The organism is Pandoraea horticolens (assembly GCF_902459555.1).
In the GTDB taxonomy this organism is placed as follows: Bacteria; Pseudomonadota; Gammaproteobacteria; order Burkholderiales; family Burkholderiaceae; genus Pandoraea; species Pandoraea horticolens.
In genome coordinates this window covers 186,246-202,999 of the sequence record NZ_CABPSM010000006.1, presented here as the reverse complement: position 1 = coordinate 202,999, position 16,754 = coordinate 186,246, and the positions used below count along the sequence as shown (strand labels likewise).

Genomic DNA, 16,754 nt, shown 5'->3' with positions numbered 1-16,754 from the left:
ATCCGTATGGATTTGCGGGCACACTCAGGGCACTGAGTGGCGGCGGAATTTGCCCATGAATATCGCCGGCCCCCGAGGGGCGCCGGCCGAATTGGAGTAATGATGATAGACAAGAACATGAAATTCCTGGTCGTCGACGATTTTCCGACGATGCGCCGGATTGTGCGAAACCTGCTCAAGGAACTGGGTTTCTCCAATGTCGACGAAGCGGAAGACGGTGCTGCGGCGCTGGCCAAACTGCGCGGCGGCAACTTCGAATTCGTGGTCTCGGACTGGAACATGCCGAACATGGACGGCCTGACGATGCTCCAGCAGATCCGTGCCGATCCGAACCTCTCGAAGCTGCCGGTGCTGATGGTGACGGCCGAAGCGAAGAAGGAAAACATCATCGCTGCCGCCCAGGCAGGGGCGAGCGGGTATGTGGTCAAGCCGTTCACGGCGGCGACCCTGGATGAAAAGCTGGGCAAGATCTTCGAGAAAATGGACAAGACGGGGGCCTGAGCGTGACCCACGAGGCGAGCACTGAATGGCCGGGTGAGCCCAATGGCGCTCACGTGACCGGCGAGGCGGACCCCGCCGAGCGCATGCTCATGCGCATCGGACAGTTGACGCGCATGCTGCGCGACAACCTGCGTGAACTGGGGCTGGACAAGCAACTCGAGCAGGCTGCCGAGGCAATTCCCGATGCGCGCGACCGCCTGAACTACGTCGCCACCATGACCGAGCAGGCGGCGGTGCGGGCGCTCACGGCCATCGAACTGGCCAAGCCTCTTCAGGATCGCCTCGAAGCGGACGCCAACGCGCTCGACGAGCGCTGGGCCAAGTGGTTCGACGAGCCGCTCGAACTCGAAGACGCACGCAAGCTCGTCCTCGAGACACGCACCTATCTGCGCCGCGTGCCCGAAGACACCCGCGCGACCAACAACCATCTGATGGAAATCATGATGGCGCAGGATTTCCAGGATCTGACCGGCCAGGTCATCAAGAAGATCATGGAGGTCGTGCAGGAGATCGAGAAGCATCTGCTCCAGACGCTGCTCGACAACATGCCTCCGGAGAAGCGCAAGGAGGCTGAAGATTCGCTGCTCAACGGGCCGCAGATCAAGAAGGAAGGTCGCACCGACATCGTGGCCGATCAGGGCCAGGTCGACGACCTGCTCGCCAGCCTCGGCTTCTGAGTGAGCGCCTCGCCAGCCGGCTGACCGGCTTGGCGGGCGTGGGTTTTCGGCCCCGGCGCCGGCCTCGTTCGGCCGCTGTCACGAAATACCGCCCAATCCCGCCTCTATTCCCCCCTTTGTGACTTGACGGTTACGGCCATAATCAGTCGCGATAGGGTGGGTTCGTCCGCCCGCAGTGGATAGGGCATGGCTGAGGAAAGCGATCTCGAAAAGTCGGAACCTGCGTCCCCCCGGCGTCTTGAAAAGGCGCGCGAGGAGGGGCAGGTTGCGCGTTCTCGCGAGCTTTCCACGTTCGCCTTGCTGGCGGCCGGGGTGGCCGGCCTGTGGATGACGGCCGACCGGATCTCGCAGGGTTTCGCACAGCTCATGCGTCACGGCATGGCGTTCGAGCCAGGCACCGCGCTCGACACCCACCGCATGCTTTCCAACGCCGCCCACTCGGGCGCCGACGCCCTCGTCGCCATCGCGCCGCTGCTCGGCTTGCTGGTGCTCGCGGCGATCGCTGCCCCGATGGCGCTGGGCGGCTGGCTCTTCACGACCAAGTCGCTGGCCCCCAACTTTGGCCGGCTGAACCCGCTCAAGGGGCTTGGCCGAATGTTTTCCACGCAAGGCCTGGTCGAACTGGTCAAGGCGGTGGCGAAGACACTTCTGGTCGGGGCGGTGGCCTACTGGGCGATTGCGCGCGATAAAGACGCCGTGATGGGACTGATGACCCAGTCGCCGCGGGCGGCGCTGCCCCACGTGGGCGAGTTGATCGTGGTGTGCTGCGCGTTCATCGTGGCGTCGCTGCTGCTGGTGGCGGCCATCGACATTCCCTTCCAGCTCTGGCAGCACTACAAGAAGCTGCGCATGACCAAAGAGGAAGTGCGTCAGGAAAACAAGGAATCGGAAGGCGATCCGCACCTTAAGGCGCACATCCGTCAGTTGCAGCGTCAGACCGCGCGCCGCCGCATGATGCAGGACGTGCCCAAGGCCGACGTGATCGTGACCAACCCGACGCACTTTGCCGTCGCCCTCGAATACAAGGACAACATGCGCGCGCCGCGCGTGCTGGCCAAGGGCACCGATCTGGTGGCGCAGCGCATCCGTGAGTTGGGTGCGGAGCACAACATCCCGATTCTCGAAGCCCCGCCGCTCGCGCGTGCGCTGCATGCGCACGTGGAGATCGGCCACGAAATCCCGGCCACGCTGTACACGGCCGTGGCCGAAGTGCTCGCGTGGGTCTTCCAGCTTCGCCGCTGGCGTACCGAAGGGGGCATGGAGCCAAGCGTTCCGTCCGACCTGTCGGTGCCGGCCGAACTCGACGCGCCGCGGCGCGCCGGGCCGAAACGAGTGTAACGAATGAACCTCAACCCTCGCGCGAACCAGTGGCTGCGCTCGTCGCAAGTGCTCCTCGGCGGCAGTCTGAAGTCGCTCGCCGCGCCGGTGCTGATCATCATGATTTTGGGCATGATGATCCTCCCGCTGCCACCGTTCATCCTGGATCTGCTGTTCACCTTCAACATCGCCCTGGCGGTGATGGTGCTGCTGGTGAGCATGTACACGCAAAAGCCGCTCGACTTCGCGGCGTTTCCGAGCGTGCTGTTGTTCTCTACGCTGCTGCGGCTGTCGCTGAACGTGGCGTCTACCCGCGTGGTGCTGCTCGAAGGCCACACGGGCCCGGACGCTGCGGGCAAGGTGATCGAAGCGTTCGGCCACTTCCTGGTGGGCGGCAATTACGCCGTCGGTATCGTGGTGTTCATCATCCTCGTGGTCATCAACTTCATGGTGATTACGAAGGGGGCAGGGCGTATCGCCGAAGTTGGCGCGCGCTTCACGCTCGATGCGATGCCCGGTAAGCAGATGGCCATCGACGCCGATCTGAACGCCGGCCTGATCGGCGAAGAGGAAGCGCGCAAGCGCCGCTCGGTGATCGCGCAGGAGGCCGACTTCTACGGCTCGATGGACGGCGCATCGAAGTTCGTGCGCGGCGACGCGGTGGCCGGTCTGCTCATCATGGTCATCAACATCGTCGGCGGCCTGATCGTCGGCGTGGTTCAGCACGGACTGGACATCGGCCTCGCCGCCAAGAACTACACGTTGCTGACCATCGGCGACGGGCTCGTCGCCCAGATCCCGGCGCTGGTGATCTCGACGGCCGCCGGTGTGGTTGTCTCTCGTGTGGCGACCGACGAAGACGTCGGCCAGCAGGTCGTCTCGCAACTGTTCAGCAATCCGCGTGTGCTCGGCATCACGGCCGCGATTCTCGGCCTGATGGGGTTGATCCCCGGCATGCCGCACTTCGCCTTCCTGTTGCTGGCGATCGGGCTCGGCGCCCTCGCGCGCTGGCAGTTTCGCAAGGCCGAGGCGGCCAAGCAACAGGCGGCGCGTCCCACACCGGTGGCTGCCACCGCGCCGGCCGAAGTGGCCGAAGCCTCGTGGGACGACGTGGCGCTCGTCGATCCGCTGGGACTGGAAGTCGGCTATCGCCTCATTCCGCTCGTCGACCGCAATCAGGACGGCGAGTTGCTCAAGCGTATCAAGGGCATCCGCAAGAAATTCGCGCAGGAAATCGGTTTCCTCGCGCCGGTCGTTCACATTCGCGACAATCTGGAACTGCGCCCGAATCAATACCGCATCACGCTCAAGGGCGTGACCATCGGCGAGGGCGAAGCGTATCCGGGCCAATTGCTCGCCATCGATCCGGGGCAGGTCACGGCGCCGCTGCAAGGCACGCCGACGCGCGACCCGGCGTTCGGCCTGCCCGCCATCTGGATCGACGTCGGTCAGCGAGATCAGGCGCAGGCCTATGGGTACACGGTGGTTGATGCCGGTACCGTGGTGGCTACACACCTGAACCACTTGATCAACGCCCACTCTCACGAGTTGCTGGGGCGCCAGGAAGTGCAGCAGCTCATCGAGCGCATCGGCAAGGACGCGCCCAAGCTCATCGAAGATCTGGTGCCGAAGACCGTCACGCTCACCACGTTGCAGAAGGTGTTGCAGAACCTGCTCGAGGAGCAGGTGCCGATTCGCGACATGCGCACGATCATCGATACCATTGCCGAGCATGGCGCGCGCGTGCAGGACCCCTACGACCTCACGGCGCTGGTGCGCCTGTCGCTGGGCCGGGCGATCACGCAAAGCGTGTTCCCGGGCAGCGGCGATCTCGAAGTGGTCGGGCTCGACGCCAATCTCGAACGAATTCTCACGCAGGCATTGTCCGCAGGCGGAGGCACCGGTCTCGAACCGGGCCTCGCGGACACGTTGCTGCGCGAAACCCAGGCAGCGGTGGCGCGTCAGGAGCGTCAGGGCCTGCCGTCGGTATTGCTGGTTCAACATCCGCTGCGCTCGCTGCTCTCGCGCTTCTTGCGCCGCAGCCTGCCGCAGCTCAAGGTTCTGTCGTATGCGGAAGTGCCTGACACACGGAACGTGAAAATGACGGCACTCATCGGAGGTCAAGCGTGAAGATTCGGAAATTCTTTGCGGGCACGTGCCGCGACGCACTGCGCCAGATTCGCGAGGAAATCGGACCCGATGCGGTCGTGTTGTCCAACCGCTCGGTCGCCAACGGCGTGGAAATTGTTGCGCTGGCGGAAGAAGATCTCGACGCGCTCGCGGGCGGCGACATGCCGACGCACCGGCCGCGTCCCCGACCGGCGGCACACGCGCCGATCTTTGCGACACCCGTCGCGAACGCACACGACGCCGCTGCGGCGAACGCATTCGCCCAGACCATGATGGGCGAACTCCAGAGTATGCGAGGCTTGCTCGAAGAGCAGGTGGCGGGGCTGGTCTGGAACGACAAGCAACGCCGCTCGCCGGCGCAGGGCGAGATTCTGCGCACGCTGCTCGCTGCCGGGTTCTCGGCGCAACTGGGCCGCGCGCTGCTCGAACATCTGCCGGAGGGGAGCGATCGCGAGAACGGCATCGACTGGGTGAAGCAAGCGCTCAAGCGCAACCTGCCCATCATGCCGAACGAAGACGACCTGATGGACCGGGGCGGTGTGTATGCGCTGATGGGCCCGACCGGCGTGGGCAAGACCACGACGACGGCCAAGCTCGCGGCGCGCTGCGTGATGCGCCATGGCGCAGAGAAGCTCGCGTTGCTCACGACCGACAGCTATCGTATCGGCGGACACGAGCAGTTGCGCATCTACGGCAAGATTCTCGGCGTGACGGTGCATGCGGTGAAGGACGCCACGGATTTGCGTCTGGCGCTGACCGAGTTGCGCAACAAGCACATGGTGCTGATCGACACGGTGGGCATGAGCCAGCGCGACCGCACGGTACCCGAACAGGTCGCGATGCTATGCGGCGCGGAGACCCCGGTGCAGCGTCTGCTGTTGCTCAACGCGACGAGTCATGGCGACACGCTCAACGAAGTGGTGCACGCCTATCGCAGCGCCAGTGCGGAAGGCGGGGGCGATCTCGCCGGGTGTATTCTCACGAAACTCGACGAGACGACTAATCTTGGTTCGGTGCTCGATACGGTGATTCGTCACCGTTTGCCGGTGCATTACGTTTCGACGGGGCAGCGCGTGCCGGAAAATCTGCACGTTGCCGACCGGGAGTTCCTGATCGATACGGCGCTCTCCGCGCCGGTGACGGGCTCGCCGTTCGTGCCGGCCGAGGAAGACCTGCCGGCAGTGGTGCGCGGGGTCGATCCCAACTACAGTGGGCTCTTCGCGTCCTCTCAACCTTCAGGCGAGGCCTGCTTTGGTTAAACTCGTGATCGATCAAGCCGAGGGACTGCGCCGCCTGGTGGCGCGCCATACTACGCGTATCGTTGCGGTGGTGGGGAGTGCGCCTGAAGCGGGTCAGACGAGTGTTGCTCTGAATCTGGCCAGCGCGCTGGCCCATTACGGTCAGGATGTCGTGCTGGCCGACGAGAGCGGGCATGCGGCGCCAGCCCTTGGCCTGACGCTGCGCGGCGACATCCACGACGTGCTTGCCGGGCGCGTGTCGTCTGACGCGATTCGTGTCCACACGCGCGACAACGTGGTTCTGGTGCCGGTGGCGCACCGTCATCCCGAACGTATCGACCCGTCGGGCGCGTTGCCGCTGCTCACGATGGGCGAGCCCGACATCGTGGTCATCGACTGCACGCGTGCCGGGGCGGTGCTCAGCCCGCTGGCTGCACAGGCGCATGAGGTGATGGTGGTGCTCGGGCGCGAGCCCGCATCGATCACGGGGGCATATTCCTGGATCAAGCAGGCGCATTTCGACTATGCGCGGGCGCAATTTCGGGTGCTGGTGAATCGGGCGGAAGATATAGAGGCACGTGTGGTGTGCCGCAATCTGGCAACGACGGCGAGCCACTATCTGGCGGTGTCGCTGGAACTGGCGGGCCATGTGCCGGTGGATCGGCAGGTCATGCGGGCGCGGCATCTCATGCGTACGGTGGTCGATGCGTTCCCCATGGCGCCGGCGGCGGTGGCGTATCGTCAGTTGGCGGCACAGGTGATGCATTGGCCGTTGGCTATGCGGGAGACGGGCCCGGCGGCGCTCGGTGCCGATCGTGGCAGCGAGCTGGTGCATGATGTGGGGGCGCTTAGCGCCCACACGGTCTGAGCGTCACGGCACGCGTCGAGAGAAAGCGGAGGGAAACATGTATACCGCGCGCGGGAAGGTCGACACGAACGACACGCTGACCCAATACGCACCATTGGTGCGCCGTCTGGCGCTGCAATTGATGGCGAAGCTGCCAGCGAGCGTGGAGCTGGAAGATCTGATTCAGGCCGGCATGCTGGGGCTGCTCGATGCGTCGAACCGGTATCAGGAGACGCAGGGCGCACAGTTCGAAACGTACGCGAGCCAGCGCATTCGCGGGGCAATGCTCGACGAGTTGCGAGAGTTGGACTGGGCGTCGCGCGGCATTCGCAAGACGGCGCGTCAGATCGAGCAGGCGGTGCAGCGGCTGGAGCAACGGCTGGGCCGGGGGCCGTCGGAGAGCGAAATTGCCAGCGAGATGGCCATCGGGCTGTCCGAGTACCAGCAAATGCTGCAGGACGTACACGGCTGCCAGTTGATCTATTACGAAGATTTCGAAGCGGCGGACGAAGAGCCGTTCATCGACCGGATCTGTTCGGACCCGGGCGCCGACCCGCTCACGATGCTGCTCGACGAGGGATTGCGCGGCGGCGTCGTCGACGCCATCGACCGCTTGCCGGAGCGTGAGAAGTTGCTGATGAGCCTGTACTACGAGCAAGGGCTGAACCTTCGCGAAATCGGCGCGGTGCTCGAGGTGAGCGAGTCTCGCGTCTGCCAGTTGCACAGCCAGGCGATCTCGCGCTTGCGCGCGACGCTGCGTGAGAAGGCGTGGACGTCGGCGAATTGAGGGGGCAGATAACGAACGCTCGAACGCTTGCGCGTCCAGGCGCGGCGCGCGGCCAGAATTTTCGGACAACGGCGGCTTGGTTTATCAGGTGCGCCAGATGTTGAATGCCATCCGCAAATTCGAAGGCAGGGAGCATGAACACTAATCACTACACCTATCGCCTCACCCGGTCGCCGGAAGATGCATTGGATGGTATTAGGAAGGTCGTGACCGAGGGGGCGACTTGCTGGCAGGCGGCAAAAAAGTGGCGGAACGGCTCGCCGAGCATCGCTACAGCGGGGAATTTCGCGTACGTATTCCCCCTACGCTGCATCGTGCGCGGGTGATCGAAGCTGCGGAATTGGGGGGAGCCTGAACCGGCTTGCGAGCCTTAAACGCTCGACAAACTACCCTGTCAGGCCGTCACACTTCCACCGCTCGAGCGCGGTGTGGTGCGGCCGTCCGGTCCATACAGCGGCGCATTCTTCTCCGGGCCGTACAGCACGTTCAGGGCTTGCTGCGTGTAGGTCAGACGCGTGTGGATGAGCATACCGTTCGTTTCGTTGGCGCGCTTGGCGTCCAACGCGGCGGCGAGCAGCGCCTTCCAGGCGGTATCGATGCGGGCGTCGTCGGCGGAAGCGGCCGCGGCACCTGCCTCGTCAGGCGAATAACCCAGGACTTCCAGTTGAGCGTCGCGCTCGCGACCGAGTATCGCGAGTTCCGCCACCGCGCGCGCCTTGCGCTCGGTCAGCTCCGGCAGCGCGTCGAGCGTGCCGCTGACCAATGCCTGCTGCTCTTCGCCAAGCAACGCCGAAAACGCACCAATGGCGGTCGTCTCGGCAGACAGGGCGTTCAGCAGGGCATCGGGGGTCATGACTTCGATTGTGTCGAGAGCAGATCGCGCGCGGTCGCAATGAGACCGTCCGCAATCTTGGAGGGATCAATAGTGAGCTGGCCCTTGGCAATCGCGTCTTTGATCGCGAGCACCTTGGTCACGTCGACATCGGCCGAGCCTGTCTGTGCCAGCGCAGACTGTAAGGCGCGCATTTCCGACGACAGGGCGCTCGTGCTCACGCTCGCATCGCTGCCAGCTGCAACAGACGCGGCCGAGCCGTCAGCGTTCACAGCGCCGGTGCTCGCCCGATCGGTCGTCGCCTTGCTCGCGCCGACGCCAGTCAGCGGTTTGGCGGGTGGTTCGATTTTCATGTGCTTTCCCCAGAAACTTGCCTGTGTAACGGCATTATCCGCCACAACTTTAGGCAAGTAACATCCTGTTACCAGTTCAAGTGCCCGGGTGCTTTCAACGAATACTCAATCACAGTGAGTGCTTACTCAAAGTGCAACTTCAACCTCGACGTTGCCGCCTTTGCCTGTCTTGACCGTGCCGCTGACGACCTGACCGGCGCGGGTGCGCACCTGAACGGGGTCGCCGGCGCTGGCACGCGACAGCACCTGTCCTTCCGTACTGACTTCAAATCCCGAGCCACGCGAGACCACGCGGACGGTCTGTCCCTGCTGGACGGCAATCGCACTGCGCAGCAGATCGGCGCGGATCGGCAGGCCCGACGTAATGCGATTCACGGCCACGGTGCCGACGATCTGACCGGCATCGGTCGCCACCGTGCGCGGCAGCAGCGTGAGATCGCCCTGGCGCGGCGACAGATCGTTCGGTCCGATGGTCTCGCCCGGATTGATCTGGCGCGCCGCGACGAAGTACGTCGCGTTGATGCTCACGCGGGCTTGCAGATACAACGTCCATGGCCGCTCGCCCGAGCAGCGCACACCCACCGTCGTTGAGCCCCACAGGCGCGCGCCGGGTGGCAGGAACGGTTCGAGCACGGGGCAGGCGGGCATGCGATCGGAGACGGCGTCGCCGAGCGTGATGGCCACGCGTCCCGGCAGCCCTGTCGTCTGCTCGCGCAGAAACCGTTCGGCCGTCTGACGAATGGCTTCGGTGTTCTGGAACTGGGAATTCTGGGGGGCGGCCGCCTGGGGCGCTTGCGCGCTCGCGCTGGCAACGCCCGCACTCGCCCCAACAGGGTTAGCGCTCGCGGTCGTGACGGGGCGAACCATGTTCGGCACGTTCGATGCGACGCCGCCTGCGGCGGTGTTGTTGCCGGGGATGACGATGGCGCCGGGGCCCAGCGTGTTGCCGAGGTGCTGCGCTGCGGTATCGGTGGCGATGCCGGCGGCGGGGGCGGCGTGTGCGAAGCCCGGCGTGGTCAGGCTCGTCAGACCGAGCACGGCAGCCAGCAGCCCGGAACGCACGGACGCGCGCAGACCCTGCCGCTGCGCATGATGCGTGCGGGGGGCGCTGGCAAGACCGCTGCCGTATTTGCCTGCCATCGTGACTCTCCTTGCAGCCGTCACCCGATGTCGCCATGGGTGCTCGGCGCTCAACCTGCCTCGGTACACGCCAGTCCGTGAAGCCGACGGCACCAGGCAGCGTTCCTGTGCCTGGGGGGGCGAACCCCGCCCGGTGCCGTCAGGAAGCCATTCTAGAGATGTCCCCGTGCGGGGCATGGCTCGAAATGGCGGTCAATCTCCTTCCTATTCCTCCGATTGAATCCAGGGGGGGACGCATACGATTCAAAGCATGCCAAAAGGTCCGTACTTCTTCCGGGCCCAGGCAGGACATCCCGACTGCGCAACGCGCGGGGCCCGCCAGAGACCTCTGAGCGGACCCGATGCCACGAGCGCATCACGGGCAGGTTTCTTGTGCAGCACCCAGCATCAGGGCACGCATCGGGCGAGACGAGATCATGGACAAACTGGACGCGGCATTGCGATTTTCCCAGCAGGCGCTGGCCATGCGCGCCTACCGTCAGGAGGTGATCTCGTCGAACATCGCCAACGCGGACACGCCGGGATACAAGGCGCGCGACGTCGATTTCAACAATGCGTTGAGCCAGGCGGTCGAGCGCGGCGCACAGCAGCAGCTCGCCACCGAGTCGAGCGTGTCGCTCTCGCGCACGTCCTCGCGTCATATCGCCGGCCGTGGCGTGAGCGCCGCGCCGCCGATGGGCGGCCCCGAGCTGCTCTATCGCGTGCCGTATCAACAAAGCGTCGACGGCAACACCGTCGAACTCGATGCCGAGCGCGTGAACTTCGCCGATAACGCCGTGCATTACCAAACGGGCCTCACGGTCATGTCCAGCCAGATCAAGACGATGCTGGCAGCCATCACGAGTCAAGGGTAAGTGCCATGCCACTCATGAGCATCTTCGATGTCGCCGGCTCGGCCATGACGGCCCAGTCGCAGCGCATGAACGTCACGGCCAGCAATCTGGCCAACGCCGAGTCGGTGACCGGCCCGGACGGTCAGCCGTACCGCGCCAAGCAGGTTGTGTTTCAGGTCAACCCGGTGACGGGCACCGACGTGGGCGGCGTGAAGGTGGCCGGCGTGGTCAACGACCCGTCGCCACTCAAGACGGTGTACGACCCGAAGAATCCGGCAGCCAATGCCCAGGGCTACGTGACCATGCCCAACGTGAATCCGGTGGAGGAGATGGTCAACATGATCTCCGCCTCCCGTTCCTATCAGGCCAACGTCGAGGCGCTCAACACCGCCAAGACGTTGATGCTCAAAACCCTCACGGTCGGCCAGTAAGAGGCCGCGCGGAGACCAGAACAATGGCAAGTATCAACACGTCGAACGCTGCCAATTTCTCGCAGTCGTTCCTGGATTCGATCAACGGCACCGCGAGCAACAGCTCCAGCTCGAAGTCCTCCGCAGGCAGCGCAAACGATCTGCAGAACAGCTTCCTGAAGTTGCTCGTCGCACAGATGAACAACCAGGATCCGCTCAACCCGATGGACAACTCGCAGGTGACCTCGCAGCTCGCGCAGATCAGCACGGTCTCGGGCATCACGCAGTTGAACACCACGCTGTCGTCGGTGACGTCGCAGCTCAACTCGACGCAGAGCCTGCAAGCCGCCGCGCTGGTCGGCAAAGGCGTGCTGGTTCCCGGCAACAACATCGGCGTGGGCAGCACCACGGCAACGGACGGCACGGTCAAGAAGACGGCCACCCCGTTCGGCTTCGAACTGCCGGGCGACGCCGACACCGTCACGATCCAGATCAAGGACAGCACCGGCAAGGTGGTGCGCACGGTCAACGCCGGCGCGCTCGACGCCGGCGTGCAGGCGCTCACATGGGATGCCAAGGACGACGCCGGCGCCACGGTGGCCGACGGCAATTACACGTTGACGGTGAGCGCCTCGGCCAACGGCAAGGCCGTGACGCCGACGCTGCTCTCCTATGCACAGGTTCAGAGCGTGGTGGCCAGCACGACGGGTGCGCCGCTGCTCAACGTCGGCACGGGCTCGAACATCAAGCTCTCCGACGTGCGCGAAATCCTGTAACCGCTCTCATCCGACGTAAGCCCCAAACCGTTTTCATCGCGACAGACATCGTCGATAACCGAATTTCAGGAGTATCACCATGGCATTTTCGACCGGATTGAGCGGCCTGAACGCCGCTTCCAAGGACCTGGACGTCATCGGCAACAACGTTGCCAATGCGGCCACCGTCGGTTTCAAGCAGGGGCAGGCGCAGTTCGCCGACATCTACGCGAACTCGCTGTTCGGCGCGGGCAACAACACCGTCGGTATCGGCACGCGTGTGTCGACGGTCGCGCAGCAGTTCACGCAGGGCGACATCACGGTCACGAACCGTCAGCTCGACCTAGCGATCTCGGGCAACGGCTTCTTCCGCGTGTCGAACAACGGCACCATCGCTTACTCGCGTAACGGTCAGTTCTCGCTCGACAAGAACGGCTACATCGTCAACGCCAACGGCGATCACCTGACCGGTTACCTTGCCGGCCCGAACGGCATCGTCAACAGCGTCTCGCCGGTCGATTTGCGGATCCCGACGGGCGACCTGGCGCCGACCGCCACCACGAAGATCACGGGCCAGTTCAACCTCGACTCGCGCAGCCCGATCAACGCCACGCCGTTCTCGATCACCGATCCGAACTCGTACACGAACGCCACGTCGCTCAAGGTCTATGACTCGCTGGGCAATTCGCACGACGTCAACGTGTACTTCAAGAAGACGAGCGTCGATCCGGTGACCAACAACGCCACGTGGACCGTGTACGGCTCGGTCGACGGCACGACGCAAATCGGCGCTGGCCCGATCGGCACGATGACGTTCAACACGGCCGGCAGCCTCGTCGCGCAGACGGACTCGACCGGCGCGGCCGTGACCGGCCCGATCACGCTGCCGGTCATCACCTACGGCAACGGCGCGTCGCCCGCGACCCTGACGCTCAACCTGACGGGCACGACACAGTACGGCAATACCTACACGCCGAACACGCTCACGCAAGACGGCTACACGTCGGGCCGGCTGACGGGCTTCACGTTCAATGCAGACGGCACGATCGTCGGCACGTACTCGAACACGAAGTCGATGACGCTCGGTCAGGTTGCGCTCGCCAACTTCAACAACGTGCAGGGCCTGATTCCGCTGGGCAACAACCTGTGGGCAGAGTCGGCCGATTCGGGCATTCCGATCGTCGGCGTGCCGGGCGGCACGAACCTCGGCAAGCTGCAGGCCGGCGCGGTCGAAGCGTCGAACGTCGACCTGACGGCGGAGCTGGTCCACATGATCACTGCGCAGCGCAACTATCAGGCCAACGCGCAGACGATCAAGACGGAAGACCAGTTGATGCAGACGATGGTGAACCTGTAAGGCGGACGGCGCAAATGCGTAACTTGGAGGAGGGGCGTCGATGGATCGTCTGATCTATATCGCCATGACGGGCGCGAAGCAGGCGATGGAGCAGCAATCGACCACCGCCAACAACCTGGCGAACGTCTCGACGCCGGGCTTTCGCGCCCAGCTCGCGGCGTTTCGCCAGACCCCCGTGCGCGCCGCAGACGGCACGACGGGCACTCGCACGTTCGTGACCACGTCCACGCCGGGCACCGACTTCACGCCGGGCGCCATGCAGCAGACCGGCCGTGCGCTCGACGTCGCCATTCAGGGGCAGGGCTGGCTCGCCGTGCGCGATGCGCAGGGCCGCGAAGCCTACACCCGCGGCGGCAACCTCGAGATGACGGCCAACGGTCAGCTCACGTTGCACGGGCTGCCAGTGATGACCGACGCCGGGCCGGCCGCCGTGCCGCCGGGCGCGGCCGTGAGCATCGGCGCCGACGGCACGCTCTCGGCGCTGGGGCCGGGCGATCCGCCCAACTCCATCGCCGTCATGGGGCAGTTGAAGCTGGTGAATCCGCCGGAAGGCAATCTGGTGCGCGGCGACGACGGGCTGTTCCGCACGGCAAACAACGCACCGGCGCAGGTCGATCCGAATGTCGTGGTGGTCTCGGGCTCGATCGAGAACAGCAACGTCAATCCGGTCAGTGGTCTGGTGAACATGATTTCCCAATCGCGGGCCTTCGAGATGCAGATGAAGGTGCTCTCGACGGCCGATACCAACGAACAAACCGCCAACCAGTTGCTGAACTTCAGCTAACGCGCGGGGGTGCGCCGGGGTCGTGAATGACCCCGCACCGCCAACGTACACGGGGAGAATGACCCAATGATCCGTTCGCTCTACATCGCTGCCACCGGCATGAACGCCCAGCAGACGAACATGGACGTGATTTCCAACAACCTCGCTAACACCAGCACGAACGGTTTCAAGAAGGGCCGCGCGGTGTTCGAGGACTTGCTGTATCAGACGATCCGCCAGCCTGGTGCGCAATCGTCGCAGCAGACGTTGCTGCCTTCGGGCCTGCAACTGGGCACCGGTGTGCGCCCGGCCGCGACCGAGCGCATCTTCACGCAGGGCAACCTGACCTCGACGAGCAACGCCAAGGACGTGGCCATCAACGGCGACGGCTTCTTTCAGGTGCTCATGCCGGACGGCACGACCGCTTATACGCGCGACGGCTCGTTCCAGGTCGACAACAACGGCCAGCTCGTGACGGCCTCGGGTTTCCCGATCCAGCCGGCCATCACGATTCCGGCCAACGCGCTGTCGCTGACCATTGCGCGCGACGGCACGGTCTCGGTCACGCAGCCGGGCAGCACGGCCAACGTGCAGATCGGGACGTTCCAGCTCGCCACGTTCATCAACAACGCCGGTCTGCAAAGCATGGGCGAGAACCTGTACGCCGAGACGGCCGCCTCGGGCGCGCCGAACGTGGCGCAGCCGGGCACCAACGGCGCGGGCGTGCTCAACCAGAACTACGTCGAAACGTCGAACGTGAACGTGGTGGAAGAACTGGTGAACATGATTTCCGCGCAGCGCGCCTACGAAATCAACTCGAAGGCGGTCACGGCATCCGACCAGATGCTGCAACGTCTGACCCAGATGTAAACAGCGGTTCGCCGCTGAAAGTGCTCAGGAATGAACGTCGATATGTCCGCTCGAACGACCGCCACGACGGCAACGCAACGCAGCGCCGGCCACGCGCGGTACCTCGCGCTCGTGGCCGCCGCCACGCTGAGCGGTCTGGCTGGCTGCGCTTATGTGCCGCAGGAGCCGGTGGTGAACGGGCCGACGACCACGCGCCCGCCGCCCCCGCCGATGGCGGCCGACCCGGAAGGCTCGATCTACCGTCCGCTGTATTCGAATCGTCCGCTGTTCGAAGACCGCCGTCCGCGTAACGTTGGCGACATCCTCACGATCGTCATCAACGAAAACACGGCGGCAAGCAAGAACTCGGCCGCCAACGCCAACCGCGCAGGCAGCGAAACGCTCTCGCTCAACCAGATGCCGGGCGTGGTCGGTGGCGTGTTCAACAACCAGTCGCTGAACGCAAGCGGCGGCAACAAGTTCGACGCCAAGGGCGCGGCCAACGCCAACAATGTGTTCTCGGGTCAGATCACCGTGACCGTGATGGAAGTGCTGTCCAACGGTAACCTGGCCGTGGCGGGCGAGAAGCAGATCGCCATCAATCAGGGCACGGAGTACATCAAGTTTTCGGGCATCGTCAGCCCGCAGACGATTTCGGGCGCGAACACCGTGCCTTCGACGCAGGTGGCCGATGCGCGCATCGAATACCGTGGCAAGGGCTACATCAATGAAGCCGAAACCATGGGCTGGCTGCAGCGCTTCTTCCTTAACGTTTCGCCCTTCTGATGTCGATCATGTCGTCCCTGTCGCGCCGCGCGCCCCAACTCCGTCACCTCCGCCAGGCATTCCGCCGCTTCGTCGCCACGCTTGCCGTGGCGGGCGCGGCCGGTGCGGCGTTGCTGGTGCCGGGCGCGGCACACGCCGAGCGGCTCAAGGAGCTGGCTTCGATTCAGGGCGTGCGCGACAACCAGTTGATCGGCTACGGTCTCGTGGCCGGTCTCGATAACTCGGGCGACCAGACCACGCAGACGCCGTTCACCGTGCAGAGCATGACCAACATGCTCTCGCAGTTGGGGATTACCGTCGCGCCCGGCACCAACATGCAGTTGAAGAACGTGGCCGCCGTGATGGTGACGGCCACGCTGCCGGCCTTCACGCGCCCGGGGCAGGCCATCGACGTGGTGGTGTCGTCGATGGGTAACGCCAAGAGCCTGCGCGGCGGCACGCTGCTCATGACGCCGCTCAAAGGGCCGGACGGACAGGTCTACGCGCTCGCGCAGGGCAATTTGCTCGTGGGGGGCGCCGGCGCGTCGGCCAACGGCTCGAGCGTGACCGTCAACCAGTTGGCGTCGGGCCGCATCCCGAGCGGCGCCATCGTCGAGCGCGCCGTGCCGAGCGCCATGGGCGGTCAGCCGGGCACCTTGCAAATGGAGCTGAACGTCACCGACTTCTCGACCGCGCAACGCGTGGTCGACGCCGTGAACCGCCGCTTCGGCTTCAGTACGGCACAGGCGCTCGATGGCCGAGTGATTCTGCTGCGCACGCCGACCGATCCGGCCGCCCGTGTGCAGTTTCTGGCGCAGCTCGAGAGTCTGGAGGTGCGCCCCGACAACACGGCCGCGCGCGTCGTCATCAATGCGCGGACCGGTTCGGTCGTGATGAACCAGAACGTGACGATCCAGCAATGCGCGGTGGCCCACGGCAACCTGTCGGTGGTCATCGATACGCAGAACAACGTGAGCCAGCCGGCGCCATTCTCGGGCGGACAGACGGTGGTGGCCCCAAATTCGCAAATCTCCGTCCAACAGGAGAACAACGCGCTCAAGATGGTCAAGGCGGGCGCCAACCTCGCCGACGTCGTCAAGGCGCTGAACTCGCTTGGCGCGAGCCCGGCAGATCTGATGTCGATTCTGCAGGCCATGAAGGCCTCGGGCGCCCTGCGCGCCGATCTGGAGATCATCTGAT

The 16,754-nt window shown here is 64.8% G+C and carries 18 protein-coding genes and 1 pseudogene; 16 read left to right on the top strand and 3 right to left on the bottom strand.

Annotated features, from left to right (window positions below):
• Positions 1 to 102: 102 nt before the first annotated feature.
• The 8 genes and pseudogenes from cheY to PHO31112_RS28170 form a co-directional block, all read left to right on the top strand.
• Entirely contained in the window at positions 103 to 501 is a 399-nt protein-coding gene (gene cheY / locus PHO31112_RS12480) for a chemotaxis response regulator CheY (protein ID WP_036664138.1), read from the top strand.
• Positions 502 to 554: 53 nt separating this feature from the next.
• The gene (gene cheZ / locus PHO31112_RS12475) at positions 555 to 1,178 is read left to right on the top strand and encodes a protein phosphatase CheZ (RefSeq protein ID WP_281355094.1); all 624 of its coding nucleotides are present in this window, start codon (positions 555 to 557) and stop codon (positions 1,176 to 1,178) included.
• Positions 1,179 to 1,364: 186 nt separating this feature from the next.
• Complete coding sequence (gene flhB / locus PHO31112_RS12470; RefSeq protein WP_150620793.1) at positions 1,365 to 2,516, top strand: flagellar biosynthesis protein FlhB; 1,152 nt, start codon at positions 1,365 to 1,367, stop codon at positions 2,514 to 2,516.
• A gap of 3 nt (positions 2,517 to 2,519) precedes the next feature.
• Entirely contained in the window at positions 2,520 to 4,625 is a 2,106-nt protein-coding gene (flhA, locus tag PHO31112_RS12465; RefSeq protein WP_150620792.1) for a flagellar biosynthesis protein FlhA, read from the top strand.
• Entirely contained in the window at positions 4,622 to 5,884 is a 1,263-nt protein-coding gene (gene flhF, locus PHO31112_RS12460) for a flagellar biosynthesis GTPase FlhF (RefSeq protein ID WP_150620791.1), read from the top strand. Before flhA ends, flhF begins: the two co-directional genes overlap by 4 nt.
• Before the next feature lie 4 nt (positions 5,885 to 5,888).
• Positions 5,889 to 6,731, top strand: coding sequence for a MinD/ParA family ATP-binding protein (locus PHO31112_RS12455; protein WP_150620790.1), 843 nt, complete (start codon positions 5,889 to 5,891; stop codon positions 6,729 to 6,731).
• Between the two features lie 37 nt (positions 6,732 to 6,768).
• Positions 6,769 to 7,497 carry an RNA polymerase sigma factor FliA gene (locus PHO31112_RS12450; RefSeq protein ID WP_150620789.1) on the top strand — a complete coding sequence of 243 codons (729 nt, stop codon included), beginning with the start codon at positions 6,769 to 6,771 and terminating at the stop codon, positions 7,495 to 7,497.
• A 134-nt stretch (positions 7,498 to 7,631) separates the two neighbouring features.
• Positions 7,632 to 7,872 (top strand): annotated as a pseudogene (locus PHO31112_RS28170) (toxin-antitoxin system HicB family antitoxin); the annotation flags it as partial.
• A 19-nt stretch (positions 7,873 to 7,891) separates the two neighbouring features.
• Here PHO31112_RS28170 and PHO31112_RS27570 read toward each other — a convergent pair.
• The 3 genes from PHO31112_RS27570 to flgA all read right to left on the bottom strand — a co-directional run bounded on the left by PHO31112_RS27570 (position 7,892) and on the right by flgA (position 9,822).
• Positions 7,892 to 8,350 carry a flagella synthesis protein FlgN gene (locus PHO31112_RS27570; protein WP_150620788.1) on the bottom strand — a complete coding sequence of 153 codons (459 nt, stop codon included), beginning with the start codon at positions 8,348 to 8,350 and terminating at the stop codon, positions 7,892 to 7,894.
• Complete coding sequence (flgM, locus tag PHO31112_RS12430) at positions 8,347 to 8,682, bottom strand: flagellar biosynthesis anti-sigma factor FlgM (RefSeq protein ID WP_150620787.1); 336 nt, start codon at positions 8,680 to 8,682, stop codon at positions 8,347 to 8,349. The genes PHO31112_RS27570 and flgM overlap by 4 nt, the downstream gene beginning before the upstream one ends.
• Positions 8,683 to 8,808: 126 nt before the next feature.
• On the bottom strand, positions 8,809 to 9,822 hold the full coding sequence (gene flgA, locus PHO31112_RS12425; RefSeq protein WP_174995691.1) for a flagellar basal body P-ring formation chaperone FlgA: 1,014 nt from the start codon (positions 9,820 to 9,822) through the stop codon (positions 8,809 to 8,811).
• A 413-nt stretch (positions 9,823 to 10,235) separates the two neighbouring features.
• Here flgA and flgB point away from each other — a divergent pair, with 413 nt between their 5' ends.
• The 8 genes from flgB (at position 10,236) to PHO31112_RS12385 (ending at position 16,753) form a co-directional block, all read left to right on the top strand.
• Complete coding sequence (gene flgB, locus PHO31112_RS12420; RefSeq protein WP_150584322.1) at positions 10,236 to 10,676, top strand: flagellar basal body rod protein FlgB; 441 nt, start codon at positions 10,236 to 10,238, stop codon at positions 10,674 to 10,676.
• Between the two features lie 5 nt (positions 10,677 to 10,681).
• Positions 10,682 to 11,086, top strand: coding sequence for a flagellar basal body rod protein FlgC (flgC, locus tag PHO31112_RS12415; RefSeq protein WP_010807729.1), 405 nt, complete (start codon positions 10,682 to 10,684; stop codon positions 11,084 to 11,086).
• 23 nt (positions 11,087 to 11,109) lie between these two features.
• Positions 11,110 to 11,841, top strand: a complete 732-nt coding sequence (gene flgD / locus PHO31112_RS12410) for a flagellar hook assembly protein FlgD (RefSeq protein ID WP_150620785.1) — start codon at positions 11,110 to 11,112, stop codon at positions 11,839 to 11,841.
• A 79-nt stretch (positions 11,842 to 11,920) separates the two neighbouring features.
• A complete protein-coding gene (gene flgE, locus PHO31112_RS12405; RefSeq protein WP_150620784.1) occupies positions 11,921 to 13,177 on the top strand; it encodes a flagellar hook protein FlgE in 1,257 nt (418 codons plus the stop codon).
• 40 nt (positions 13,178 to 13,217) lie between these two features.
• On the top strand, positions 13,218 to 13,961 hold the full coding sequence (locus PHO31112_RS12400; RefSeq protein ID WP_150620783.1) for a flagellar basal body rod protein FlgF: 744 nt from the start codon (positions 13,218 to 13,220) through the stop codon (positions 13,959 to 13,961).
• Positions 13,962 to 14,027: 66 nt separating this feature from the next.
• Complete coding sequence (gene flgG / locus PHO31112_RS12395; protein WP_010807725.1) at positions 14,028 to 14,810, top strand: flagellar basal-body rod protein FlgG; 783 nt, start codon at positions 14,028 to 14,030, stop codon at positions 14,808 to 14,810.
• Between the two features lie 42 nt (positions 14,811 to 14,852).
• Positions 14,853 to 15,575, top strand: coding sequence for a flagellar basal body L-ring protein FlgH (locus PHO31112_RS12390; protein WP_246178114.1), 723 nt, complete (start codon positions 14,853 to 14,855; stop codon positions 15,573 to 15,575).
• Positions 15,575 to 16,753, top strand: a complete 1,179-nt coding sequence (locus tag PHO31112_RS12385) for a flagellar basal body P-ring protein FlgI (RefSeq protein ID WP_150620781.1) — start codon at positions 15,575 to 15,577, stop codon at positions 16,751 to 16,753. Before PHO31112_RS12390 ends, PHO31112_RS12385 begins: the two co-directional genes overlap by 1 nt.
• The last annotated feature ends 1 nt before the right edge of the window (position 16,754 follow it).